Genomic DNA, 25,614 nt, shown 5'->3' with positions numbered 1-25,614 from the left:
CCGCGCTCCGCCCCGGTCCACGGCTCAGGGCCGCGCGTCGGCCGGGACGTCCGGCTCGGCGCGGCCGATGTCGGCCAGGGCCGACCTCGGCTCCCGCGCCTCCGCCAGGTCGCCCAGGGTCACCATGCCCACCGGCAGGCCGTCCTCGACGACGGGGAGCCGCCGTACGGCGTGGTCGCGCATCAGCGCCTCCGCCGCGGCGACGGCGTCGTTCGGGCCGACGACCACCGGGTCCGGGGTGCACACGGCCTCGACGCTCACGGCCTGCGGGTCGACGCCCTCGGCGACGGCGCGCAGCGTGATGTCCCGGTCGGTCAGCACACCGACCACCTGCCGGTCGCTGGCCACCACGACGTCGCCGACGTCCTGCGTCCGCATCAGCCGCGCCGCCTCCACGAGCGACGCGCCCGGACGGACCGCGACGACACCGGGCGTCATGACTTCCCTCACGAATTCAGCCATGGACAGTGGGCCTTCTTCCTGTGGTCCCCCGGTCGCGCGGACCGGGGGAGGCTGCGTCGGGGACCCGGGCCGCTGTACCCCCGAGCGGCGGGTCCAAGCGTCGGGCGAGGGTTCCTCACCGGCCCGTACCAGTGCCTCCGCCGGTTCCTGGGCGCCGGCGTGGCGGGCCGTGCGGGGCAGCGGTCCGGTCGGTTCGGCCGGCCCGTCGGGCCCGTGGCCGCGGCGCGGGGCGTCCACGGGCCCGCCCGGGCCCGCCGGGACGGCGGACCGGTCCGGCGTCCGTCCCGGCGCGTGACGGCCGGGCCGGAGCGGACCCCGCGGTGCGCGCTGCGTCGCGTCGTCCCGGTGGACGCCGAGCCGGTCGCTGCCTCGCTGCATGAACTCCCTCCAGAAGTACGGGGGCGACCCCTCGCGTACCCGGCCGCCGCGCATCGACACGGGTGGTCCGCCCGACCGGTCCGGGGAGGCCGGAACGCGTCGCCGTCCCGCACCGCGCGGCTCCGTCCCGCTCCGCGGAGCGGGAGGACGGCACCCGGCGAAAACCTTGCGATGCCACGGCGATGTGCGTTTGGCACAGGACGAAGAGGGCAGGCGCACCCCAGTGCTTCGGACAGGAGGCACGTCCGTGGGGTGGCCCGTCCCGCCGCGGTTGTGTCCGTCCGGTCTGTGACGGTGCTTCCCACGGTGACGCCAGTCAGAGCACCTGAGGGAGTTGCGACGCACCATGCGAACCGCAAGCGCGAAGCACCACCCGCACGACGACGCCCCCGACACCGCGGAGGACTTCCGCACCCTGGCCGAGCTGCCCCCCGGACCGCGGCGCGACGCGCTGCGCGACGGGATCGTGGAGGCGTGGCTGCCCATGGCCGAACGGCTGGCCGGGCGCTTCCGCAGCCGCGGCGAGAGCTACGAGGACCTGCGCCAGGTCGCGGCGCTCGGCCTGGTCAAGGCCGTCGACCGCTACGACCCGGAACTCGGCAACGCCTTCGAGAGCTACGCCGTGCCGACCATCACCGGAGAGATCAAGCGCCACTTCCGCGACCACATGTGGACGCTGCACGTGCCCCGGCGGGTCCAGGACCTGCGCAACCGGGTCCGGGTCGCCTGCCAGGAACTGGCCCAGACGGCGCCCGGGCCGCAGCCCGGCGTCCCCGAGATCGCCGCGCAGGCGCAGCTGACCGAGGACGAGGTCCGTACCGGCCTGGAGGCGCTGGAGAGCTTCAGCGCGCTGTCCCTGGACGCCGAGCTGCCGGGCAGCGACGACGGCTACTCGCTGAGCGACGCGCTCGGCGCCGCCGACCCGGCCCTGGACGTCGTCGTCGACCGCGAGGCCGTCAAGCCCCGTCTGCGGGCCCTGCCCGAGCGCGAACGCGCCATCCTCTACATGAGGTTCTTCGGGGACATGACCCAGAGCCACATCGCCGAGCAGCTCGGCATCTCCCAGATGCACGTCTCCCGGCTCATCACCCGCTCCTGCGCCCGCCTGCGGGAACAGGTCATGCGCGAAGCGTTCTGACGCCGCCCCGGGCGGCGCGGAGCGCGCCCGTCACCCGGTCGGGCGCCCCGGTGGCACGAATGGTGCCCGGCCGCGCGCGGCCGGGCGGCCGGCGGGATGGGATGGCCGCGGGCACGGCGGCCGTGCCCGCCACCGCAGCCGGCCCGAGGAGCCCGCCCCATGCGCCGTACGCGCCGTACCGTCCGTGCCGTCCCCACGACCGTCCGCGCCGCCACGTCCGCTGCGGCCTCCGCTCCCGCCGCCGTCGTGTCCGTGGCGGTGCTGGCCGCGCTGGCCCTGGGCGCCGCCCCGGCCGGGTCCGCCGTACCGGCGGACCCGGGCGCGTCCGCGGATCCGGCCGCCTCGGCGGGGCCGGATCCGGCCGTCTCCGCGGGACCGGACGCGGCGGAGGGGCCCGTCGCGCAGGTCGCCCCCGGTACCGTCCCGCCCGGCGGGACCGTCACGGTCTCCGTCACCTGCGCCCCGGCCGGCGGTCCGGCGCCCGACACGGTCGAGGCCCGCTCGCAGGCCTTCGAGAAGGGCACCGCCGAACTGCGCCGCGTCCCCGGGGCCGACGCCGGGAGCGGGGAGCCCGACCACGAGGACGCCGGCGCCGAGGACCCGGTGGAGCCGGAGGACGGCGAGGAGGCCGTGGAGCCCGGCGGTCCGGGCGGCGAGGAGGAGATCGTGGAGCCGCCGCCGCCGTCCGGGGCCGGAGGCGACGGCGCGGAGCCCGGAGGGCCGGGACAGGACGGGGAGTCCGCGGACGTCCCGTACCTCGACACGGGCTCCGGCGCCGACGATGAGATGCCCGTGGAGCCGCCGCTCCCCGGCGGGGAGGCCGGTCCCGGCAACCGCGGCGGTGGCGGTGACGGTGGCAGTGGAGCCGGCGCCGCGGGTCCCTCGTACCCGGGGGACGACGGCAAGCCGGCGGCCGACCGCGCCCGTACCGGCACCGGCCGCGCCGCCCCCGCCCCCGCCCCCGGCGGCGGCGACGCGGCCGGGCGGCCGGCCTACCGCGGCACCGCGCGCGTGGCGTCCGCGGGGAAGGGCGACGCCGCCTCGGGGGAGCAGCGGGTCGAGGGGGCCTGCCCGGGGACCCCGGACAAGCCGGGCGAGCGCTGGAGCGCGGCCTTCACGGTGTCCCACGACGGCGGGCCCGGCACCGGGGACGACGCCGGACCCCGGCAGGGCGCGCAGGCGGGCGGAGGCGGCGCCTTCACCGACTCCGTGCCCGCACAGATCGCCGGGGGCCTCCTCATCGCGTGGGCGCTCGGAAGCGCCGTCCACCGGCTGTGCCGACGCGGCCGCCCCCACCCGCACCGCTGGTAGAACCGTCCTGCGCTCCGCCGACAGCCGTGCCACGCTCCGCCGGCACCCGTGCTGCGGTCCGCCGGAAGCCGTCCCACGCGCAGCCGTGCCCGCCGTTCCCGGTCGGCGGGCACGGCTGCGCCCCGGCCGATCGGCGACCGCTCCCCGGTCAGACCGACGACCACCGTTTCCCGGCTCGGCCGTCAACCGCTCCCCGGCCGGTCGGCCGACCGGCACCCGTTCCTCGGCCGGCCGGCCGGCAGCCGCGCCACGGTCCACGTCACGCCCCGCGACCGACCCCGCCCCGCGCCCAGCCCCGCCCCCGGCCCCCTCCCCGTTCACACCCTTGTGCCCCGCCGCCGTCGGCGCGTCCGCCCTCTTCCCCACTGTTCACAGCAGCTCACACCGTCGTCCCGGGGGACGGCCCCGGGGGATGACACCGTCCTTCCCGCCCCCGCGTTGACACCGCCGGAGGCGGGGTACAGGGAGCAGGGCGAGGCACCTGGGACGGCTCGGAGGTACGGATGCGGCGGACGGAGCAGGAGGGGCACGGCCCGGTCCGCTACGGCCCCCCGCTGCCGGACCAGGGACTGCCCGTCCTGCCCGGTCTCACCGCCGCGCTCACGGCGTCCGCCGAGGGCATCGGCGGCACCGGCGGGCCCGACGGCACGGGCGGTGCCGGCGGCCCGGTGCCGGGCGGCCGGCCCTCCGACGGCGTCCCCGGCCGGCCGCGCAGCGACGTGGGGGCCCTGCTGGACGCCGCCTGCGCCTACTGGGCGCGGCGCGGCCTGCCCACCGAACCCGACCGGACCGCCGCCGCGTCCGGCGGCCCGGCCCTGCTGCTCGCCCTGACCGCCGCCGTCGGCGGCGACGTCCTGCTGCCCCGCCCCTGCGCCGCCTGGTGGGAGCCCCAGGCGCGGCTGCTGGGCAGGGCCGTCTTCCACGCGGCGACGCCCGCCGAGTGCGGCGGCGTCCCGGACCCGTACGCCCTGCTGGAGACGGTGCGCCGGGTGCGCGCCGAGGGCGGCGACCCGCGGCTGCTCGTGCTGTCCGTGGCCGACGACCCCGCCGCGACCGTCGCGCCGCCCGAGCTGCTGCACGAGACCGTGGAGGCCGCGGCGGGCGAGGGGCTGCACGTCGTCAGCGACGAGACCTGGCGCGACACCCTGCACCAGGAGCACGACACGGTGCTGCTGAGCCCCGCCGAGATGCTCCCGGACCGGGTCACCGTGCTCACCGACCTGTCCGGTGCCCACCTTCCCCCCGGCTGGCCCGCCGCCGTCGCCCGGTTCCCCGGCGACGCCGCCGGAGCCCGGCTGCGCGCCCGGGTCCTCGACGTCCTCACCGCGACCGGCGCCGGTGTCGCCGCGCCGGTCGCCGCGGCCGCCGCGTACGCGCTCGGCGAGCCCGGCGACGTCGTCGCGCGACGCGCCGCCGCGGCCCGGCTGCACGGGCGTGTGGCCGCAGCCCTGCACCGGACCGTCGTCTCGGCGGGCGCCGTGGCCCGGCCCCCGCGGGCGGGCCGCCACCTGTACGCCGACCTCGGCCCGCTGCGGCCCGCGCTCGCCGCCCGCGACGTGCACGACGCCCAGGAGCTCGAGGACTACCTGACCGCCCGGCTCGGCACGCCCGTGCCCGGCGGCCACCGCTTCTGCGACGACCTCGACGCCCTGCGCGTACGGCTGTCCACCGGCCCGTTCCTCGGTGCGGCGGACAGCGAGCGCACGGCCTCCCTCATGTCCCCCGCACCCCTGGAACTGCCCCATGTACGACGTGCGTTGACCCAGGTGGCAGCGGTCTTCGACGAACTACGCGACGACGCCGGGCGATGGGAGTCCCCCCGATGACACAGCAGCAGTCCGAGCCGGCCACGCAGACCACGGCGGCCGCCCCCGCCGCGGGCCCTTCCGCGGCGTCCCCTCCCGTCGCCCCTCCCACGGCGGACGGCGCTCCCGCCGCGCCCCTGCTCACCGCCGCCCGCCCGGCCGCGCCGCCGCTCGCCGACCCCCTTCCGCAGGGCGGGAACCGCCTGTGGCCGCGGTCCTTCGCCGACCGGCTGACCACGCCGCTGCCGGGGCTGCGGGGCTACGCGCGCTTCGCCCGCGAGGGCGCCGTGCGCCCGGACCGCGAGGGCCTCGCCGACGTCCCGCGCCTGCCGTACGCGCCGGCCCCGCTGCCGCGCGTGGACGCGGGCACGGTCGCCGTCACCTGGGCCGGCCACGCGAGCTGGGTGGTGAGCATAGGCGGCCTGACCGTGCTGACCGACCCCGTGTGGTCGCGCCGCATCCTCGGCACCCCGGCCCGCGTCACGCCCGTCGGCGTGCCCTGGGACGCGCTCCCGCCCGTCGACGCGGTGGTCATCAGCCACAACCACTACGACCACCTGGACGCGCCGACCCTGCGCAGACTCCCGCGCGACACGCCCGTGTTCGTCCCGGCGGGGCTCGGCCGCTGGTTCCGGCGCCGCCGCTTCACCCGGGTCACCGAGCTGGACTGGTGGGAGGCGGTCGAGCTGCCCGCGAAGGACGACGCCGGGGTCGCCCCGGGCGACGGCGGGCGGCGGGCGGGCGTCCGCTTCGACTTCGTGCCCGCCCATCACTGGTCCAAGCGGACCCTGACCGACACCTGCCGCTCGCTGTGGGGCGGCTGGGTGCTCACCGGCCCGGACGGGCAGCGCGTGTACTTCGCGGGCGACACCGGGTACGGCCACTGGTTCTCGCGCATCGGCGAGCGCTACCCGGGCATCGACCTGGCGCTGCTGCCCATCGGCGCGTACGAGCCGCGCTGGTGGCTGCGGGACGTGCACTGCGACCCGGAGGAGGCGGTCCGAGCCGCGCGGGACCTGGGCGCGCGCCGGATGGCCCCCATGCACTGGGGCACGTTCGTCCTGTCCGCCGAGCCGGTCATGGAGCCGCTCACCCGCGTCCGTGCGGCCTGGGAGGCGGCGGGCCTGCCCCGTGAGGACCTCTGGGACCTGCCGGTCGGCGGATCGCGCGTCCTGGAGGACTGACGGCGCGGACGGAAAGCAGAGAACGGCGCGGAGGGAGCGGGCCGACGGCACATCGCGGCCGGCCCGCTCCGTCCGCGCCGGCCCGCTCCGTCCACGCCATCCACTCCGTCCGTGCCACGGCCGTACGCACAGCACCCCCGCCCGCCCGTGACACGCCCCCGGCCACCGCCCGTTCACAGCGCGGCCCCGCGGCCCCGCGGCCCTGCCGTGGGTGAAGGGCCGGCCCTAGGCGGCGAGCCTGCGCACCTTCCGCCACACGCTCGGTGCCGCGCTGACGGCCACGGTCAGCAGCACGGCCGCCACCACGCCCTCCCACGGCTCCTTGAACAGCGAGCCGCCGAGGATGCCGATCAGCTGGTACGTCACCACCCAGGCCAGGCAGGCGGGCACGTCGCCGCGGGCGAAGCGGCGCAGCGGCCACTCGGCCAGCAGGCAGGCCAGCATCACCGGGATGCGGCCGGCCGGCACGAGCCGGGACAGGACCAGCACCGCCACCCCGTGCTCGGTGAGCTTGCCCTGGGCCTGTTCGAGCCGCTCCTCGGGCGCGCGGTCGCGGATCGCCTCCAGCCAGCGCGAGCCGTTCTTCGAGTGCAGCCCCCGGCGGCCCAGCCAGTACAGCGCGACGTCGCCGAGGAACGCCGCGAGCGCGGCCACCACGAAGACCAGCAGCAGCGAGAACGGCAGCGCCTGGTGCCAGGCCACCACCGCGGCCGAGCTGACCAGCGCGCCGGTCGGCACGACCGGCACCAGCGCGCCGATCAGCACCAGCAGGAACAACGAGGGGTACCCCAGCGCCTGGTGCGTGAGGGCGGTCGGGGCCGTCGAGACGGACAGGTACGTCACCGGGCGACCTCCGGCCGTATCGTCTCGCCGTGCCCGAGGCGGTGCACGGCCACACCGGGCGCGTGCTGCGCCGCCAGGCGCACGAACTCGTCGCCGGGCGCGTGGAATTCGTGGGGGCGCACGGCGTCCATGCCGATCGGCCAGTACGTGCCGTAGTGCACCGGCACCGCGCTGCGCGGCTTCAGCCGGGTCAGCGCCTCGACCGCGCGCCCGGCGTCCAGGTGCCCCTCGCCCAGGTGCGGGCCCCAGCCGCCGACCGGCAGCAGCGCCACGTCGACCGCCCCGACCTCGTCGGCCATCGACTCGAAGAGCCCGGTGTCCCCGGCGAAGTACGTCCGCGCCTCGCCCTCCAGGACGAAGCCCAGGGCGGGGCAGCGGTGCCGGCCGACCGGCAGCCGCCGTCCGTCGTGGTGCGCGGACACGACGCGGACGGCCAGGCCGCCGATGCGCACCTCGTCGCCCGGCTCCACCTCCGTGATCCGCAGCCGGTCGAGGCGCCGCAGCCCCGGCACCGCCCGCCCGGCGCCGCGCGGCACCAGCAGCGGCGTGCCGGGCGCGAGCCGGGACAGGGACGGAAGGTGCAGGTGGTCGGCGTGCAGATGCGAGACGAGCGCCACGTCCGCGACCGTCGCCTCGGGCGGGGGCGGTGCCCCCCGCCGTCTGCGCAGATGCGCGAGTCTTCGGGCGAACAGCGGGTCCGTGAGCACTCGGCAGCCGGAATCCTCGACCGTGCAGGTGGCATGACCCCACCAGGTGACCTCCACCGGCACCCCTTTGCCTCCTTCGTGCGACTCCCCCGAGCCTACGGGCAGGAGTAGGGTCGGCGGCGGAACCCGGAGGTGAGAGACACGTCATGACGGACGCGCGTACGGCCTCCGGCCTGCCCGGCCCGCTCCGCGTCACGGCCATCGCCAGCCTGACGCCCCTGGAGGAGCTGGACGCCGAGCCCTTCCTCGTCGACTCCCGCAGCCAGCACGCGATGTGCGCGCGCTGGGCCGCGGAGCACGGCTACGTGGTGACGCGGGAACTCCTCGTCCGCGGACTGCGCCCCGACCACGGCGCGCTGTGGGAGGACGTCGAGGCGGGCCTCGTCGACCTGTTCGTCGCCCCCAGCCGCCGGGTCCTGGAGCGGGCGCTCGCCTCCGTCGACGAGTTCACCGCCGAGTGCGCCCGCCGCGGGGTGCGCGTCGAGACGGTCGGCCGCGCGGAACCGGCGTACGACGCCCGGATGAAGGCCTGCGTGCACCGCCGGCTGTCCATGCCCACGGCCGGCTACGACGGCCGCTGACACCCGCCGTGCGCCGCTGCGCCGCTGCGCCGGGCGCGCGGCGGACTCGTTCACACTGTGTGACAAGGTGGGGAGCGGCCCGCAGGCCGGGCCAGGAGTGCTGAACGTGAGGTGGACCGGCGTGGGTGAAGGGCGATGGCGCAGAGTCGCCAGCGGGGTGTGGCGCAGCGTCGCCGTGTGGGCGGTGTCCACCGTCACGATGCTCGTGCTCGCCGGGATCCTGCCGGACTTCCGGCTGCAGGCCGAGAACGAGGACAGCGCCACGGACATCGCCGTCACCGCGGCGTTCGGGGCCGGGGCCTTCGGCGTGCTCTCCTCGCTCGTGTGGCCGCTGCTGGTGCGGCTGCTGCTCCTCGTGCCCGCCCTCGTCCTCGGCCTGCTCGTCTTCTTCCTCAACGGCTCCCTGCTGCTGCTCGCGCTGCACCTCAACCCCTCGGGGCGCGGTGAGGCCGCCCCGGAGACGGCCGTGGCCGTCGCCGCCGTGATGTCCGCCGTCGCCTCCGCCACCGGCGGCGCGCTCACGGTGCGCGACGACGACGCCTACCGGCGCAGGCTCTACCGGCTCTCCGACCGGCGGCGCCGCGCCGTCCCCGACGGCGTGCCGACCCCGGGCACGGTCTTCCTCCAGCTCGACGGCGTCGGCCACGACGTCCTGCTGGACGCCGTGGACCGCGGCCTGATGCCCACCGTCCGCGGCTGGCTCGGCGACCGCCCCACCCACCGGCTGACCCCCTGGCGCACCGACTGGTCCAGCCAGACCGGCGCCAGCCAGCTGGGCATCCTGCACGGCTCCAATGAGGACGTGCCCGCCTTCCGCTGGTACGAGAAGGACCGCGGGGAGGTCATGGTCTCCAACCGGCCCTCCAGCGCCGCCGAGCTCCAGCGCCGCGCCGTCGAGCGCACCGGCGACGGCGGCCTGCTCACCCTGGACGGCGCCAGCCGGGGCAACCTGTTCGGCGGCGGCGCCGAGGAACTCGCCCTGGTGCTCTCGGTGGCGGCCCGGCGCGGCAGGGGGAACCGCTCCCGCGCCGGGTACTTCGCCTACTTCTCCGACCCCGCCAACGCCGTGCGCACCGCGATGTCCTTCGTCGCCGAGGTCGGCCGCGAGATCGGGCAGTCCACCCGCGCCCGCCTGCGCAAGCAGCGCCCCCGCGTGGGGCGCGGCGGGCTGTACCCGTTCATCCGGGCCTTCGCCACCGTCGTGGAGCGGGACGTCGTGGTCGCGGCGGTGATCGGGGACATGCTCGCCGGACGCACCGCCGTCTACGCGGACCTGGTGGCGTACGACGAGGTGGCGCACCACTCCGGTCCGCTGAGCCGGGACGCGCAGAAGGTGCTGGAGCGGCTCGACCGCTCGCTGGCGCTCCTGGCGAAGGTCGCCGAGCACGCCCCGCGCGCGTACCGCATCGTCGTGCTGTCCGACCACGGGCAGAGCCCAGGCGAGACCTTCCGCGCGCGCTACGGCCTGGAACTGGGCGAACTGGTCCGGGCCGGCTGCGGACTGCCCGTGCCGCGCAAGGTGCAGCGCACCCACAGCGGCGCCGAGGCGCGGGCGACGGTGCGCGCCGCGCTGCGCCGGCCGGTGGAGGAGAACGGCGCGCAGCACCCCCGGGTGCACGGCTCCGAACCCGTCGTGCTGGCCTCCGGCAACCTCGGCCTGGTCTCCTTCCCGGACGTGCACCACCGGATGACCCGCGAGGAGATCGACGCCCGCCACCCGGCGCTGCTGTCCACCCTCGCCAACCACCCGGGCATCGGCTTCCTGCTCGTGCGCAGCGAGCGGCACGGGGGCGTGGTGCTCGGCGCGCACGGGGCCGAGGTGCCCGTGGCCGACCTCGTGGACGGCTCCGGGCCGCTCGACGGCTTCGGTCCCGGGGCCGCCGACGCCGTGCGCCGCACCCACACCTTCCCGCACACCGCCGACATCATGGTCAACTCCTGGTACGACCCGGCCGAGGGCGAGGTGCTGGCCTTCGAGGAGCAGATCGGCTCGCACGGCGGCCTCGGCGGCGCCCAGGGCCGCCCGTTCCTGCTGTCGCCCCTCGCGCTGTCCGCGCCGGTGCGGGAGGGGGAGGAACTGGTCGGCGCCGAGCAGGTGCACCGCGTGCTGCGCCGCTGGCTGCGCGAGTCCGCGGGCCCGCAGGTCCCGCTGGCCCCGGACCACGACAACGGCCGGCAGGCAGCCTGAGCCGGCCCGGTGCGTCGAGCCGGTCCCGTGCTCGGGACCAGACCTGGTACGTGGAGCCGGTCCCGTGCCCGGGAGCCGGTCCCGTCCGGTGTCCGGAACCCGGGCCGGTGTCCGGAGCCGGTTCCTCCGTCGGCCGCGGTACGGCCTCCGTTCACCCGTAGTGGGCCGGTCCTGCGAGTACGCCGGGGCCGGGTGTGATCGGATGGGTTCCACGGAACCTGGCGACAGGTCCGACTGGACCAGGAAAAGGAAAGGATCACACGTGGCCACCACGCGCTCCGCACACACCGTCTGGGAAGGCGACCTCCTCAAGGGCAACGGCGTCGTCACCTTCGACTCCTCCGGCATCGGTGAGCAGCCGGTGTCGTGGCCGTCGCGCGCCGAGCAGGCGAACGGCAGGACCAGCCCCGAGGAGCTGATCGCCGCCGCCCACTCCAGCTGCTTCTCCATGGCGCTGTCGAACGGCCTGGCCAAGGCGGGCAACCCGCCCACCAAGCTCGTCACCTCCGCCGACGTGACGTTCCAGCCGGGTGAGGGCATCACCGGCATCCACCTCACCGTCGAGGGCACCGTCCCGGGCCTCGACAACGACGGGTTCGTCGCCGCGGCGGAGGACGCCAAGGCCAACTGCCCGGTCAGCCAGGCCCTGTCCGGCACGACGATCACCCTGTCGGCCAAGCTCGCCTGACGCCTCCCGCCGGCCGGCGCGCCCCCTCGGGTGCGCCCGCCGGCGGGACCGCGCCACGGACCGGCCGCCGCGCGCCGCCCGCACACCCGCGTGCCCGCACGGCGGCCGGTCGCGCGTCCGCACCCCGGTACGTGTTCCGCGGCGGCCGGTTGTGCGCCCGCCGCCCCCGGCGCCCATTGACATCGACGCGCTCAAGTTTTGTGCTGGAGGGCGGAAGAACCCGGGCGGAAGGGGAGGGACATGGCACGTGCGGTCGGCATCGACCTGGGTACGACGAACTCGGTGGTCGCCGCCCTCGAAGGAGGTGAGCCCACCGTCGTCGCCAACGCCGAGGGCGCGCGCACCACGCCCTCCGTCGTCGCCTTCGCCAAGAACGGCGAGGTCCTCGTCGGCGAGGTCGCCAAGCGGCAGGCCGTGACGAACGTCGAGCGCACCGCGCGCTCGGTCAAGCGGCACATGGGCGACCCGGACTGGCGCTTCCCCGAGCGCGGCTCGGTCGACGGCACCCGCTACCGCGCCCAGGAGCTGTCGGCCCGGGTGCTGCAGAAGCTCAAGCGGGACGCCGAGGCGTACCTCGGCGAGGACGTCACGGACGCCGTGATCACCGTGCCCGCCTACTTCGACGACAGCCAGCGCCAGGCCACCAAGGAGGCCGGCGAGATCGCGGGCCTGAAGGTCCTGCGCATCGTCAACGAGCCGACGGCCGCCGCCCTCGCGTACGGACTGGACCGGGGCGAGGAGCAGACCGTCCTCGTCTTCGACCTGGGCGGCGGCACCTTCGACGTGTCGCTGCTGGAGATCGGCGAGGGCGTCATCGAGGTCAAGGCCACCAACGGCGACACCCGCCTCGGCGGCGACGACTGGGACCAGCGGATCGTGGAGCACCTCGCGCAGCGGTTCAAGAGCGCGTACGGCGTCGACCTCGGCCGCGACAAGATGGCGCTGCAGCGGCTGCGGGAGGCCGCCGAGAGGGCCAAGATCGAGCTGTCCAGCTCCTCCGAGACGACGGTCAACCTCCCCTACATCACCGCCTCCGCCGAGGGGCCGCTGCACCTGGACGAGAAGCTGACCCGGGCCCGGTTCCAGGAGCTGACGGCCGATCTGCTCGACCGCTGCCGGACCCCCTTCCACCAGGCGGTCCAGGACGCGGGCGTGGAGCTGTCCGCGATCGACCACGTCATCCTCGTCGGCGGCTCCACCCGGATGCCCGCGGTCACCGGCCTCGTGCGCGAACTCACCGGCAGGGACCCGCACAAGGGCGTCAACCCGGACGAGGTCGTGGCGGTCGGCGCGGCCCTCCAGGCGGGCGTGATCCGCGGTGACGTCAAGGACGTCCTGCTCCTCGACGTCACCCCGCTGTCCCTCGGCATCGAGACCAAGGGCGGCATCATGACGAAGCTGATCGAGCGCAACACGACGATCCCCACCAGGCGTTCGGAGATCTTCACCACGGCCGCGGACAACCAGCCGTCGGTCGGCATCCAGGTCTTCCAGGGCGAACGGGAGATCGCCGCGTACAACAAGAAGCTCGGTGTCTTCGACCTCACCGGGCTGCCGCCCGCGCCGCGCGGGGTGCCGCAGATCGAGGTGGTGTTCGACATCGACGCCGACGGGATCATGCACGTCTCGGCCAAGGACCTGGCCACGGGGCGGGAGCAGAAGATGACCGTCACGGGCGGCTCGGCGCTGCCCAAGCAGGACATCGACCGGATGGTGCGCGAGGCCGAGCAGTACGCCGAGGAGGACCGCAGGAAGCGGGAGGCCGCCGAGACCCGCAACCAGGCCGAGCAGCTCGTCCACCAGACGGAGCGCTTCCTGGGCGAGCACGGGGAGCGGATCCCGCAGGGGACGCGCGAGGAGGTCGGCGCCGCCGTCGCCGCGCTGAAGGGCCTGCTGGAGGACCGCGACGGCGCCGACGTCGGCGCGCTGCGCACCGCCATGGAGGAGCTCGCCACCGTCAGCCAGCGGATGGGCTCGGCGATGTACGACCGGGCCGACGCCCGGGACGCGGCCGACGGCGGCACCACAGGCGCCGCGGGCGGCGCCGGGACGCGCCCGCCGTCCGCGGAGGACGAGGGCGTCGTGGACGCGGAGATCGTCGACGAGGAGAAGGACGGCCGGGACGGCGCGGCGTAGCGGACGGGCCCGGCCGCCGGGACCTTGCGCACGCCCTCCGCACCGGTGCGGCCTCCCCGGCACGCCCCGAGCCGGGCACCGCCGTCCGCGCGCACCGGCCGGGTGCCGGGCCCTTCGCGGAACCGGGCCCGACGGCGCCGCCCGCGCCGGGCACGGCCCCGGCAGCGCGGCGCCCGGGCCCTCCCGGCGGGACGTCAGGGACGCGCGGGTCCTCCCGGTGGGACGTCCGGGACGTGAGGGCCCGGGCCGCCCGGCGCGGCCGGGCCGTCAGGGCTTGCGGCCCACCGCCGCGTAGACCGGGACCGGCTCCTCGGCCGGGTCCTCCGGCCCCGGGCGCCATTCGAGGACCGGGACGACGCCGGGGTCCAGCAGGTGCAGGCCGTCGAAGAAGCGGGACACCTCGGTGTGCGAGCGCGGGAAGAAGGGGGTGCCGCCCCGGCGGAACAGCTCCGTCACCTTCGCCATCCTCTCCGGCGCCAGGTCCTGGGTCACCTGGGACAGGACCAGGCAGCTGCCCGGCGCGAGCGCGTCCATGTACCGTCCCAGCAGCCCGTACGCGTCGTCCTCGTCGGCCGCCAGGTAGTGCGTCAGCGCGACCAGGGAGAGCGCGACCGGCCGGTCGAGGTCCAGCGTCTCGGCGGCCGACCGCAGGATCGTCTCCGGGTCGCGGACGTCCGCGTGCACGTAGTCGGTCCTGCCCTGCGGGGAGCCGCGCAGCAGCGCCTGGGCGTGGCGCAGCACGACGGGGTCGTTGTCGGCGTACACCACCCGTGCCTCGGGTACCGCCTCCTGGGCGGCCTGGTGGAGGTTCGGCTCGGTCGGGATGCCGGTGCCTATGTCGAGGAACTGGCGGATGCCGCCCTCGGCGAGCGCACGGGTCGCGCGCAGCATGAACCGGCGGTTGGCGCGGGCGCCCCGCCGGACCGTCGGGTCCGCGGCGAGGATGCCCCGGCCCAGCTCCTCGTCCACCGGGTAGTTGTCCTTGCCGCCGAGCCACCAGTCGTAGACCCGTGCCGGGTGGGGCCGGCCGGGGTCCGTCAGGGTGGGCGCCGCGTCGGGTCCGGTCATGCCGTGCTGCTCCTGTTCGCTGGAGGGACGTGCGGGCGTGCGGAGGTGCTGACGTACGGGCGTGCTGGGGTGCGAAGGCGCGGACGCGCGGGCGCCGGCGCCGGGAACGGGCCGCGCGGCGGTGCCGGCGCCGGCGCCCGGTGTCAGTAGCTGTCGCGGTACTGCTGGATGAGCTTCTTCGCGCGCTGCGCCGGCGCCGCCCGCGCCGACATGTGGTCCAGCACCTGCAGGTGCGTGGCCACCTCCGCCCGCGAGTCCAGGTAGAGCGCGCCGGTCAGGTACTCGCTGTAGACCATGTCGGGCAGCTCCGGCTCCGCGAAGCGGAACAGCGAGAAGGGCGCGTACGTCCCCGGGTGCGGCCCGTCCGCGTACTCGGCCACCTGCAGCGTGACGGTGTCGCGCTCGGTGACCTCCAGCAGGTGCTCCAGCTGGTCGCGCATGACGCGCGGGTCACGGCCGACCGGCCGCCGCAGCACCGTCTCGTCCATGACCACCCACAGGTGCGGGGGCCGTTCGCGGGCCAGCAGCCCCTGCCGGGCCATACGCAGCGAGACGTGCCGCTCGATCTCCCCGGGGCTGGTGAACCCCACCGTGCCGGCCTCCAGGACGGCGCGGGCGTACGCCTCGGTCTGGAGCAGTCCGGGCACGAAGTGCGGCTCGTAGGACCGGATCAGCCGGGCGGCGCCCTCCAGGCTGACGCAGAGGCTGAACCACTCCGGCAGCACGTCGTGGTAGTGCTGCCACCAGCCGGGCCTGTTCGCCTCCTCGACGAGCGAGACGAAGACCCGGGCGTCCTCCTCGGACACGCCGTAGGTCTCCAGGAGCACCTGCACGTAGGGGATCTTCAGCGCGACCTCGGCCGTCTCCATCCGCCGGACCGTGGCCGCGTTCACCCGCAGGACGCGTGCGGCCTCCTCCCGCTTCAGACCGGACGCCTCGCGCAGTTCCTGCAGCCGTCTCCCCAGGACCACCTGTCCCACGGTCGGCGCAGGCCGCCGTTCACTCACGTCACGCCTCCCCACGTGCCGAGCAACGCCGCAAGTGTGGCATGTTCCGGCGAATTGCTCAGGAGTTCGGAAACGTATCCAGGATCCCGCAGGTCACGCAGGGGGACCGGGCGGCGACGGAGCGCGTTCGCCGCCGGGACCGGCCCGAGGGGGCGGCGCCGGGGCGTCATGACGGGGTGTCACAGCGGCGGCGGCAGTGGGGCGGCAGCGGTCGCGCGACCGTCGCCCGGCCGCCGGCCGGGGAGGGTCCCGGCGGCCGCGGGCCGTGGCGGGCCCGACGTGGCCGGCCCGGGACGGGGCGGCGCTGTGGGACGCTGGGAGCCGCCGGCGCGCCGGGACGGCGGGCCGGACACCACCCACGGAAGGAGCCGCGCCATGCCCGTCGCACCGCTGTCGCAGAAGGAGATCGAGGACCGGCTCGCGGAGCTGCCCGGCTGGTCGCTCGACGGGGACCGCATCACCCGCTCCTACCGGCTCGGCTCGCACTTCGCGGCCGCCGCGATGGTGGTGCACGTCGCCCGGGTCCAGGAGGAGCTCGACCACCACTCCGACCTCACCCTCGGGTACCGCACCGTCTCCCTGGCGGTGCACACCCACAGCGTGGGCGGCGCCGTCACCGAGCTGGACTTCGCACTCGCCCGCCGCGTCGAGGAGCTGGCACCCGTGCACGGCGCGAGCTGAGCCCGGCCGGGCGCGCCACCTCCACCGTCCGGAGGGCGGAGAACCCCGCCGCGCGGGAAACACCCACCGTTCGGAGATCGCCCATCACCCGGAGATCACCCACCGTTCGGAGCGCGGGAGGACTTCCGCCGCCCCGGCGGCAACCTCCGCCGGGGCGGCGGCGACTGACGACCGCAACGTCGGTTTCCCCCCTCGGGACCCTGGAGGTACCCACCGTGCAGCACCCGCGCAAGCACCGCAGACGCACGCACGCGCTGCTGTCCGCGCTGGCGGCCGCGACGCTGGCCGGCGCCGGGCTCACCGCCCTCTCCGGCGCGCCGGCCCAGGCCGCCACCGCCCGGCAGGTCGAGAAGCTCGACCGGGGCGTGGTCAGCGTGTACACCGGCAGCGGCAACCTGGTCAGCTGGCGCTGGCTGGCCACCGATCCCAACGATGTGTCCTTCAACGTCTACCGGGCCGGCACGAGGGTCAACTCCTCGCCGGTCACCGGCTCCACGAACTACTTCCACTCCGGCGCGCCCGACTCCGCCGACTACACGGTCCGCGCGGTCATGAACGGTGTGGAGCAGGGCGACTCGGTGCACGCGGTCCAGTTCCGGGCCGGCTACAAGGACGTGCCGATCAGCCCGCCCGCCGGAGGCACCACTCCGGACGGCGTCGCCTACACCTACGAGGCCAACGACGCCTCGGTCGGTGACCTCGACGGCGACGGCGCGCTGGAGTTCGTCCTCAAGTGGCAGCCCACCAACGCCAAGGACAACTCGCAGTCCGGCTGCACCGGCAGCACCGTCGTCGACGGCATCGAACTGGACGGCACCCGGCTGTGGCGCATCGACCTGGGGAGGAACATCCGCTCCGGCGCCCACTACACGCAGTTCCAGGTCTACGACTACGACGGCGACGGCGAGGCCGAGGTCGCCATGAAGACCGCCGACGGCACCAAGGACGGCACCGGCGCGGTCATCGGCAGCTCCTCCGCCGACCACCGCAACTCCAGCGGGTACGTCCTGTCCGGGCCCGAGTACCTGACCATGTTCAACGGCCGGACCGGCAAGGCGATGAGTTCCGTGGACCACGTCCCCGCGCGCGGCACGGTCTCGTCCTGGGGCGACTCCTACGGCAACCGCGTCGACCGCTTCCTCGCGGGCACCGCGTACCTGGACGGCGCCCGCCCGTCGCTGATCATGGCGCGCGGCTACTACACGCGCAGCGTCATCGCGGCCTGGGACTGGCGCAACGGCCGGTTCACCCGCCGCTGGACCTTCGACACCGACTCCTCCACCAACAGCGGCAGGGGCTACGACGGCCAGGGCTCGCACAGCCTGTCCGTCGGCGACGTCGACAACGACGGCAAGGACGAGATCGTCTACGGCTCGATGGCGGTGGACGACAACGGCAACGGGCTGTGGACCACGAGGACCGGCCACGGCGACGCCCAGCACCTCGGCGACCTCGACCCCTCGCACGCGGGCCTGGAGTACTACAAGGTCTCCGAGTCCACGTCCCAGCCGGCCGCGCTGTACATCGACCCGGCCAAGGGCACGGTGAACTGGAAGCTGGCCGCCTGCTGCGACAACGGCCGCGGCGTGGCCGGCGACGTCTGGGCGGGCAACGACGGCGCCGAGACGTGGTCCGCCTCCGACACCTCCGTCCGCGACGAGGCGGGCGCGACGAAGGGCCGCGAGCCGTCCTCGGTGAACTTCCTGGCCTGGTGGGACGGCGACACCACCCGCGAACTCCTCGACGGCACCCACATCGACAAGTACGGCACCTCGTCCGACACCCGCCTGCTGACCGCGTCCGGCGTCCACTCCAACAACGGGACCAAGGCGACGCCCGCCCTGTCCGGCGACATCCTCGGCGACTGGCGCGAGGAGGTCGTCTGGCCCACCACCGACAACACGGCGCTGCGGATCCACTCGACGCCGAACGAGACGGGCACGCGCATCACCACCCTGCTGCACGACACGATGTACCGCACGGGCCTGGCCTGGCAAAATACTGCCTACAACCAGCCGCCGCACCCGAGCTTCTTCATCGGGAACAAGATGGCGACGGCCCCGCGTCCCACCGTCTACACGCCCTGACACCGTCCGCCGCACCCCCTGACACCGTCCGTGCCCCGGGCGCGACGCGCTCCCGGCGGGCGGAAAGCAGTCACGGTGGGCGGAAAGCAGTCACGGTGGCCGTCCGCACCGCGGTGCGGACGGCCACCGTTCCCCCGCTCGTGCCGCGGCCCGGTCCGGCCTCGGTGACCGGGCCGCGGCCGTCCCGTGCCCCGGCCGCGCCGTCCGCACCCCGGCTAGAACCGCCGCGTGCAGGCCAGGCAGATGTGGCTGGTGTCCCAGCTCGCCAGCTTGGTCCGGGTGGCCGAGATGCCGGTGTGCACGAGCGCGCCCCAGACCAGTCCGCCCAGGACGACGAGCAGCCCGAGCAGGACGGCGCCCAGGACGGCCACGACGACGCCCAGCGCGATGATCGCCAGGACCCACCAGAACTGCGACGGTGCCACGGCCGGCGGCTTGTACTCGTCTTTGAGCGGCGACTCGTCCGGCAGAGACTGCCAGTAGTGCGGCAGGAATTCGATGTTCGTGGACCGGCACGAGGCGTTCGGGCACTGGATCACAGCACACTCTCCTCATAGGCCATTGGCATGTGACCGAAGAGTGCGAGCAGGTCAGAGCCCCGGCAAGCGGCGTGCGAAGACTGTGAGAGGGGTCACGGACACCCCGTACCAAGGGGCTCGCCCGCACCGTGGGGGACACCCGGGTGACGACCCGGTCACCGAACGGCGACTGAGGAGCGGCACCGGGCGGACCCTGGAGGGACGGGCCCGCGCCCGCCCCTCCGTCCCGCCCGGCGCACCCGGTGTGTCCGGCACGCCCGCCGTGCCCGCCGCGCCGGATCACCGCGCAGGGTCCGTCAGGTCACCGCCGGTCAGGTCACCGTGCAGGACTGGTTCCCCAGCCGGAAGGCCGCCGGTTCGGCGGCGGCGCCGGCGGAGCCGCCCGTGAAGCCGAAGCCCACCGACGCGCCGGGCTCCACGCCGGCGTTCCAGGACACGTTCTTCGCCGTGACCGCGGAGCCCTCCTGGGTCACGGCGGCGTTCCACGCCTGCGCGACGGTCTGGCCGGCCGGGGAGGACCAGGCCAGCGACCACCCGTTCCACGCGCTCGATCCCGTGTTGGTCAGCCGCACCTCCGCCTGGAAGCCGCCCGGCCACCGGTTGGTGACCGTGTACGCCACGGCGCAGGAGCCGGCCGGCTCCGGGTCGGGACCGGGGCCCGGGTCCGTGCCGCCCCCGCCGGTGTCCGAGGTGTCGCCGTAGACGACGCCCCGGCCGTTCGTCGCCACGTACACCCGGCCGTAGACGCGCGGGTCGCCCGTGATCGCCGCGCCCGTCCAGCCCCACTGGTGGGCGTCGTCGTTGATCCGGGTCCAGGTCGCGCCCTTGTCGGTGGAGCGGAAGATGCCGCGTACGCCGCCGATCTTCGCGCTGGTGTAGAGGGTCTGGTACGAGGCGCCGGGGGCCGCCCTGCCGAAGCCGACGGTGTCGGCCTGCTCGACGTTCGGCAGCTTGTCGAAGCTCTTCCCGCCGTCCGTGGAGTGCCACAGGCCGTACGCGCCGTCCGCGGCCCCGCCCGCCAGCCAGACGTCGCCCTTCGTGCCCGGCAGCGCCTTGAAGCGGACGCCGTCACCGCTCGGCAGCCCGGTCGCGGACGACGCCGTGAAGGTCGCCCCGCCGTCCGTGCTCACGTAGAACTTCCCGGACTTGAAGCCGTAGAAGGTCTTCGGGTCCACCCGGTCCGACTCCACGATCGCGCCCGCCGGGATACCGCTCGACGCCGACCAGGAGGTGCCGAAGCCGGTCGTGTGGTGCACTCCGGCTCCCGCCGGGCTCCACACGAAGCGGCTGCCGTCGGCCGCCGCGGCGACCGTGCCGCCGCCGCTCGCGCCCGAGGGGTCGGTGCCCGCGAACCAGTTGGCGCCGTTGTCCGCCGAGAACGCGATGTGCGGGCCCGAGTCCAGGTCGCCGACCCGGACGACCGTGTCCGGGTCGGTCTCCGCGTAGTCCAGGCTCGTCGTCGACGTGAAGTCGGGGGAGGTGAACATCATCGACGGGACCTCGGTCAGGTCCGTGTGGCGGAAGCCGCCGATGTCGCCGAGCGCGCTGAGCAGCGGGGCGCCCGACGGGGGAGAGGCCAGGTCGTTGACCGCCGTCTCCTCCAGGCCCTGCACCATCGGCCTGATGGTGAACTTGCCGCCGCTGTCCCAGTTCTTCAGGTTCTCCGTGCCGTAGATCGTCGCGCCCGTCCCGTACATCATCCGGTTCGAGTCGAACGGGTCGATCTCCAGAGCTTCCGTCATCCAGCCGAGCTTCGGGGTCTGCTCGGGCGGTGACGGGTCGGCGCCCCAGGTCAGCCAGGGCGAGGACGACACGTCCATCGTGTAGCGGTTCTCGCGGGTCGGGTACGACGTGTAGTCCCACGCCTTGGTCCATGTGCCACCGCTGTCCGTGGAGCGGAAGATCTGGGTGTCCGGCCACCAGGAGCTGTAGGCCGTCGCCATCACCGTGCCGGGTTTCTGCCGGTCGACGGTCAGCCCGCTGAAGCCGTAGTAGGTGTCGGCCTCCGCGACCGGGCTGATGTCCGTCCAGGTGCCCGTGGCGGTCGCGTACCGGTACAGCCGTCCCTTGCCGCCGTCGTACGGGCCGCCGGTGTCGCTGTAGGCGAGGTAGAGGTAGCCGTTCTCCGCGTCCAGCACGCCCTTGTGGGCCAGATAGCCGGTGGGCTGGCTGGCGAGGCGGGTCCAGGTCGCGCCCGCGTCCGTCGAGCGGTACACCGCGTTGTCCTTGTCGGCGACCCCGGCGTAGATCGTCTTCGTGGCGTTCCCGGAGGTGCCCGTGGACTCGTCGAAGGTGACCCAGACGATGCCCTGGTTGTCGGAGCCGTAGCCGCTCGTGTCGCTCGGGTCCTGGGCGTAGTTGCCGGGGTTCGGGAAGCTCGTCACCTGCGACCAGGTGGCTCCCGAGTCCGTCGAGCGCCACAGCCCCTTGCCGCTGGGCGCACCCAGGTACAGCACGCTGTTCTTGTTCGGGTCCACCGCGAGGCGCTCGCCCATGCCACGCCCCGGCATGTTGCCGCCCAGCTTGAACGGCAGGTCGGCCTTTTTCCAGGTGGCGCCCCGGTCGGTGGACCTGAGCACGGCACCGTTCCCCGGGTCCCAGCTGTTGGTGTACGTGCCGACCGCCGCGTACACCCGGTTCGGGTCGGCGGAGTCCGAGGCGAGGCTGACGACGCCCGTGTGGCCCCAGTCGTCCCAGCCGACGTGGTCGAGCAGCGGCGTCCACGTCTTCGTCGACTGCTCCCAGCGGTAGGCGCCGCCGATGTCCGTACGGGCGTACGCGAGGTTCTTCTCGGTGCGGTTGAAGACGATGCCGGGGACGAAGCCGCCGCCGTCGATGCGGGCGTTCCTCCAGGTGTAGGTGTCGGCGGCGATCGGCGCCTTCGCCTCGTCGGCGGAGGCCGGGGCGGGCGGGCCGCCCGTCAGCAGGCCGGCCGCGAGCGCCGACACGGCCGTGAGGATGCGGATTCTTCGCACGGTGGGGGGTCCTTCCGTGACCGTCCGTGGGAGGGGAGGAGGGGGAAGAGGGAGGGGAAGAGGAAAACGACGACCGGGCGGCCCCCCGTGCGGAGGGGCCGCCCGGCGCGGCACGCGGAGCATCAGCGGGGACTTATTCGAGGAGCTCCGCGTACGAGCCCATGGCGGTGGCGATGTCCACCTGGGCCCAGAACCGGTGGTACGTGAAGGTGGGCGCGGCACCGCCCGCCAGGTAGGACTCGATCTTCGACCAGGCCGGGTCGTCCTCGTAGAAGGAGCGGATCGAGGCGAAGGTGGACGAGGAGTCGATCACGTCGCCGTTCGGCATGGTGCCGGTCCAGCCGCTGGGGACGTGCACGGGGTCGTCGAAGCGGCTGTAGTCGGTGCGGGTCTCCGGGACGGCGATGCCGAGGCTGTCCTGGTTGTTCTCCCACATGCCGTCGAGCAGCGCCTTCGCCGTCCGGGCCGCCTCGGTGTCACCGGAGCGGTCGGCGTAGTACGCCAGCGTCTTGGCGTACGAGGCGGCCACGCCCACGTCGTTGGTGTAGTCGGCGACGGTGACGTGCAGCGAGCCGTTGGCACCCGGGTTCGACGCGTTCCAGGTGTCGGGGGCGCCCGACCACTTGAGCGTGGAGGGGATGCGGAAGGTGCCGTCCGGGTTGACGGTGGTCTCGGACAGCGCCCAGTCGACCCACTTGTCGAGGACGGCCCTGGCGCCCGCGTCACCCGACTGCTGGTAGTACTCGGCGACCCGCTCCATGGACCACGCCTGGAAGCCGAACCACTGGTTGGACGGCGGGTCGTGGTACACGGGCTTCTCGTCGTAGTACATGCCGTAGAAGGTCGGCGTGCCCGCCGGCGGGGTGGCGTACCGGCCCGCCCAGCTGTTGGTCGCGCCGCCCGCGATGGCGCCCTCGTCGGACTGGAGCCAGCGGTAGAACTCGATCTGCCGGTCCAGCGACTTCGCCCAGTCCGCCTGGCCGGTCGCCGACTTGGGCTTCAGCGCGGCGTACTCGCTGAGCGCGTACGCGGCGAACGGGTTCTGGTAGCCGCTGTGCGCGTGGCTGGAACCGATGCGCCAGGCCCAGCCGGCCGAGGAGTCGGTCGCGCCGCCCCACGCGTAGTACCAGGACAGCAGGTAGAAGGAGGCGTCCTTGCCGGTGCCCGCCGGGCAGGCCGACGGACCCACGCAGTTGCCCACCTTCTTGAAGTACTTGTCGTACATGGCGTAGCGCAGGTAGTCGCCCATCTTGGCCGCCTTGCCGACGGTCGCGGAGACGTCACCGCCCTTGCCCTGCTGCTTGGCCCAGACGTCCGCCCAGTACGCCGCCTGCACGGCGCGCGCGTCGGCGTCGGGGGCGTTGGTGAACTTCCACTGCTTGGCGTACGAGGCGTCCTTCGTGAACAGGTCCAGGTACCCGTTCTTGCCGCCGTACTTGAAGGCGTCGCAGGTGGGCTGCGGGACGGTCTCCCACACCGACTCCTGCGGGCCGCGCTGGAAGGTGTTGATGTACGACGGCCCGGTGTCGGACGGGCCCGCCTCGCACTTGCCGGGCGAGTTCCCGTAGCCGTAGACGTTGTCGACGTCCTGCAGCCAGTGCATGCCGTACACGTCGTCCGTGCCGTACGCGCTCTTCAGCTCGGCCGCGATCGGGTCGGGGCCGACGGAGACGCCGGTGTCGAGCTGCGACGGGTACTCGTTCGGGGTGTCGTGCTCGGGCGCGTAGGTCGCCGGCTTGGAGGCGTTGTAGAAGGAGTTGGTCGGCTGGTCGGCGTGGGTGGGGATCATGTACTTCTCCATGATCGCCCAGGCGCCGTTGAACTTGGACCAGTCACCGGTCACCTTGCCGTACATGGCCTGGAGCCACAGCAGGTAGCTGTACGCCTCGGAGGTGGTCTCGTGGCCGTGGTCCGGCGCCTCGACCATCAGCGTCTCCACCGAGTGGTACGGGATGCCCTCGGGGGAGAAGTAGCCGTTGGCCGGGTTGGTGATCTTCCCGTACAGCTCCAGGAAGCGGGCGTCGTACTCCTTCTGCTCGCCGAGCTGCGTCACGGTGACCGCGGCCTTGGCGTGGCCGTTCGCCGTCGACTCGAAGACCGCCGAGCCGGTGCCCGAGGAGTCGGCCGCGATGGTCACCTTCTGCGCGGTGCTCCAGTTGGAGGGCGTGAAGGTGAGGCTCGCGCCGCCGCTGACCGAGAGGCCGGAGTTGCCGCTGGCGCGGGCGGTCGTGACCGTCACGTTCGAGGACGGCTGCGTCGACAGCTTCACCTCGTACGTGCCCGACTCGCCCTGCTGGACGCCGAGCTGGGTGGGCGAGGCGACGACGGCGGGACCCGAGGCGACCGTGATGCCGACCGGTGTCGAGTCCGCCGACGCGCCCAGGCTGTCGTACGCCTTCGCCACCAGTGAGTGGCCGCCCACCGACAGGTCGGAGACCGAGAGCGTGTAGGGCGAGCTGGTGTCCGTGCCCAGCAGCCTCGTGTCGTCGTAGAACTCGACCTTGGTGACGGACGCCCCGTCGGCCGCCGCGGCGGTGGCGGCGAGCGGCACCGCGTCGCCCTGCGCGTAGACGGCGCCCGCGGCCGGGCTGGTCAGCACGGCGACCGGCGGCTGGTGGGCGCCGGTGCAGGTGGTGCCGTTGATCGCGAAGTTGGTGGGAGCGGCGTTGGCGCCGCTGTAGGTGAACTGGGCGCCGGTGGTCACGGCCGCGTTCGCGGCGATCGTCCCGTTCCAGGACGCGTTCTTCACCGTGATCGTCCTGCCGGACTGCGACCAGGTGCCGCTCCAGCCGCTGCTGAGCTTCTGGTTGCCCGCGTAGTCGTACGTCAGGGTCCAGCCGGAGATCGTCTCCGTGCCCCGGTTGGTGAGCGTCAGATCGGCGGTGAAGCCGGAGCCCCAGTCATTGGTCTTGTAGTCGACACTGCACTGGACCGCCGCCGCGTGTACGGGTGTCGAACCCGTGCCGAGCATGGTCAGAGGCAGTGCGAAAGCCGCCGCGACGGCGGTCCATAACCGCGACGCGGCGCGACGTCTCCGTCCTGTGCGCATGTGCTGGTTCCTCCTTGCGGCTCGGGAGAGTGGGGGAGGAGCGACAAGCCTTGAACCAGTGGGAGCGCTCCCATGATGAGAAAGGGGTCGTGGAGGGTCAAGGTGTCGGGGCGCCGAAAAAAAATTGGTGAAGTGAACATGCCGAGACCCCTGGGCAGGAGCGCGAGTCGGCGCTACGGTCCTCGGCACCAGTGGGAGCGATTCCGTCAGTCGACGCGTCCGTGGGACGCGCCCGATCTGCAAGGAGTCGCTCATGCGACACCCCCCGCGTTCAGGTCCCTCACCCGGCGCCGCCGCGACCGCCCCCTCGGGCGCCGCGGCGGCACCGGTGACCGGCGCCTTCGGAGCCATGTCCGCCCGCACGGTGGAGCACGCCGTCACCGGGCAGCGGGACGACGGCCTCCAGGGCGCCACGAGCATCACGGACGACCGCTCCGCGCCGAGCGGTCACGGCACCGCCTCCGGCTCCGCCGACGGCGATGCGGTCGCCGTCCGGAGTGCGGGCACCGTCCGCGTCCCGCCCGGCGCGGGGCGCCGGCTCGGGCCGGCCGGCGCCGAGCCCGGGTACGCCGCGGTGCGCGCCGCGCCGGCGCGGTCGCCGTGCGGGTGCCGCTCGTGGCGGGCGGGACCGGCGGGCACGCCTGCGCGCACTCCTTCGCCGACCGCGTCGTGAAGCGGTCCGGCGACCGCGGCCCGTCCTGCCCCGGCCGCACCCGGAACACCTGGGACCGCTCCTTCGGGCCGTCCCCGACCCCCGACTGCGACGGCACCCCCGCGTCGTACGGCA

Annotated in this window: 19 protein-coding genes; 11 read left to right on the top strand and 8 right to left on the bottom strand. The window is 74.5% G+C overall.

The annotated features are described in order from the left end of the window. Positions 1-24: 24 nt before the first annotated feature. Positions 25-462 carry a CBS domain-containing protein gene (locus tag IE271_RS13690; RefSeq protein ID WP_190190540.1) on the bottom strand — a complete coding sequence of 146 codons (438 nt, stop codon included), beginning with the start codon at positions 460-462 and terminating at the stop codon, positions 25-27. Positions 463-1,186: 724 nt separating this feature from the next. Between IE271_RS13690 and IE271_RS13685 the strand changes: the two genes are divergently transcribed. The 4 genes from IE271_RS13685 (at position 1,187) to IE271_RS13670 (ending at position 6,278) form a co-directional block, all read left to right on the top strand. Next, positions 1,187-1,978 carry a SigB/SigF/SigG family RNA polymerase sigma factor gene (locus IE271_RS13685; RefSeq protein ID WP_190190539.1) on the top strand — a complete coding sequence of 264 codons (792 nt, stop codon included), beginning with the start codon at positions 1,187-1,189 and terminating at the stop codon, positions 1,976-1,978. Positions 1,979-2,137: 159 nt separating this feature from the next. Then, entirely contained in the window at positions 2,138-3,289 is a 1,152-nt protein-coding gene (locus IE271_RS13680; protein ID WP_190190538.1) for a hypothetical protein, read from the top strand. Positions 3,290-3,792: 503 nt separating this feature from the next. Next, positions 3,793-5,115 carry an aminotransferase class I/II-fold pyridoxal phosphate-dependent enzyme gene (locus IE271_RS13675; RefSeq protein WP_190190537.1) on the top strand — a complete coding sequence of 441 codons (1,323 nt, stop codon included), beginning with the start codon at positions 3,793-3,795 and terminating at the stop codon, positions 5,113-5,115. After that, positions 5,112-6,278, top strand: coding sequence for an MBL fold metallo-hydrolase (locus tag IE271_RS13670; protein WP_190190536.1), 1,167 nt, complete (start codon positions 5,112-5,114; stop codon positions 6,276-6,278). Before IE271_RS13675 ends, IE271_RS13670 begins: the two co-directional genes overlap by 4 nt. Before the next feature lie 225 nt (positions 6,279-6,503). On the opposite strand, the gene IE271_RS13665 is transcribed toward IE271_RS13670, so the two are convergent. Continuing rightward, the gene (locus IE271_RS13665; protein ID WP_190190535.1) at positions 6,504-7,121 is read right to left on the bottom strand and encodes a DedA family protein; all 618 of its coding nucleotides are present in this window, start codon (positions 7,119-7,121) and stop codon (positions 6,504-6,506) included. Further along, positions 7,118-7,891 (bottom strand): MBL fold metallo-hydrolase, encoded by a 774-nt coding sequence (locus IE271_RS13660; RefSeq protein ID WP_190190534.1) that lies wholly within the window; start codon positions 7,889-7,891, stop codon positions 7,118-7,120. Before IE271_RS13660 ends, IE271_RS13665 begins: the two co-directional genes overlap by 4 nt. Positions 7,892-7,974: 83 nt before the next feature. Here IE271_RS13660 and IE271_RS13655 point away from each other — a divergent pair, with 83 nt between their 5' ends. The 4 genes from IE271_RS13655 to dnaK all read left to right on the top strand — a co-directional run bounded on the left by IE271_RS13655 (position 7,975) and on the right by dnaK (position 13,421). Beyond that, entirely contained in the window at positions 7,975-8,409 is a 435-nt protein-coding gene (locus IE271_RS13655; protein ID WP_190190533.1) for a recombinase family protein, read from the top strand. A 121-nt stretch (positions 8,410-8,530) separates the two neighbouring features. Then, positions 8,531-10,597 (top strand): phage holin family protein, encoded by a 2,067-nt coding sequence (locus IE271_RS13650; protein ID WP_190190532.1) that lies wholly within the window; start codon positions 8,531-8,533, stop codon positions 10,595-10,597. 262 nt (positions 10,598-10,859) lie between these two features. Further along, on the top strand, positions 10,860-11,285 hold the full coding sequence (locus tag IE271_RS13645; protein WP_190190531.1) for an OsmC family protein: 426 nt from the start codon (positions 10,860-10,862) through the stop codon (positions 11,283-11,285). Positions 11,286-11,525: 240 nt separating this feature from the next. Then, entirely contained in the window at positions 11,526-13,421 is a 1,896-nt protein-coding gene (dnaK, locus tag IE271_RS13640) for a molecular chaperone DnaK (protein WP_190190530.1), read from the top strand. A gap of 267 nt (positions 13,422-13,688) precedes the next feature. Here dnaK and IE271_RS13635 read toward each other — a convergent pair whose 3' ends face one another. Together IE271_RS13635 and IE271_RS13630 are read right to left on the bottom strand one after the other, a co-directional pair. Further along, positions 13,689-14,489, bottom strand: coding sequence for an SAM-dependent methyltransferase (locus IE271_RS13635; protein WP_190190529.1), 801 nt, complete (start codon positions 14,487-14,489; stop codon positions 13,689-13,691). A 143-nt stretch (positions 14,490-14,632) separates the two neighbouring features. Further along, positions 14,633-15,496, bottom strand: a complete 864-nt coding sequence (locus IE271_RS13630; protein WP_190190528.1) for a Sco1979 family transcriptional regulator — start codon at positions 15,494-15,496, stop codon at positions 14,633-14,635. A 375-nt stretch (positions 15,497-15,871) separates the two neighbouring features. On the opposite strand from IE271_RS13630, the gene IE271_RS13625 reads away from it, so the two are divergent. Further along, positions 15,872-16,177, top strand: a complete 306-nt coding sequence (locus IE271_RS13625) for a 4a-hydroxytetrahydrobiopterin dehydratase (RefSeq protein WP_190190527.1) — start codon at positions 15,872-15,874, stop codon at positions 16,175-16,177. A 215-nt stretch (positions 16,178-16,392) separates the two neighbouring features. Further along, the gene (locus IE271_RS13620) at positions 16,393-18,264 is read left to right on the top strand and encodes a rhamnogalacturonan lyase (RefSeq protein WP_190190526.1); all 1,872 of its coding nucleotides are present in this window, start codon (positions 16,393-16,395) and stop codon (positions 18,262-18,264) included. A 215-nt stretch (positions 18,265-18,479) separates the two neighbouring features. On the opposite strand, the gene IE271_RS13615 is transcribed toward IE271_RS13620, so the two are convergent. The 3 genes from IE271_RS13615 to IE271_RS13605 form a co-directional block, all read right to left on the bottom strand. After that, entirely contained in the window at positions 18,480-18,803 is a 324-nt protein-coding gene (locus tag IE271_RS13615) for a hypothetical protein (protein WP_190190525.1), read from the bottom strand. A 311-nt stretch (positions 18,804-19,114) separates the two neighbouring features. After that, on the bottom strand, positions 19,115-21,778 hold the full coding sequence (locus IE271_RS13610) for a cellulose binding domain-containing protein (RefSeq protein WP_190190524.1): 2,664 nt from the start codon (positions 21,776-21,778) through the stop codon (positions 19,115-19,117). Between the two features lie 133 nt (positions 21,779-21,911). Continuing rightward, positions 21,912-24,827, bottom strand: coding sequence for a glycoside hydrolase family 48 protein (locus IE271_RS13605; protein ID WP_190190523.1), 2,916 nt, complete (start codon positions 24,825-24,827; stop codon positions 21,912-21,914). Positions 24,828-25,080: 253 nt separating this feature from the next. Here IE271_RS13605 and IE271_RS13600 point away from each other — a divergent pair, with 253 nt between their 5' ends. Next, positions 25,081-25,500, top strand: coding sequence for a hypothetical protein (locus tag IE271_RS13600; RefSeq protein ID WP_190190522.1), 420 nt, complete (start codon positions 25,081-25,083; stop codon positions 25,498-25,500). Positions 25,501-25,614 lie beyond the last annotated feature (114 nt).

The organism is Streptomyces minutiscleroticus (assembly GCF_014650875.1).
GTDB lineage: Bacteria > Actinomycetota > Actinomycetes > Streptomycetales > Streptomycetaceae > Streptomyces > Streptomyces minutiscleroticus.
The sequence above is the reverse complement of the archived record's forward strand: the minus strand, read 5'-3'. Positions and strand labels throughout refer to the sequence as shown.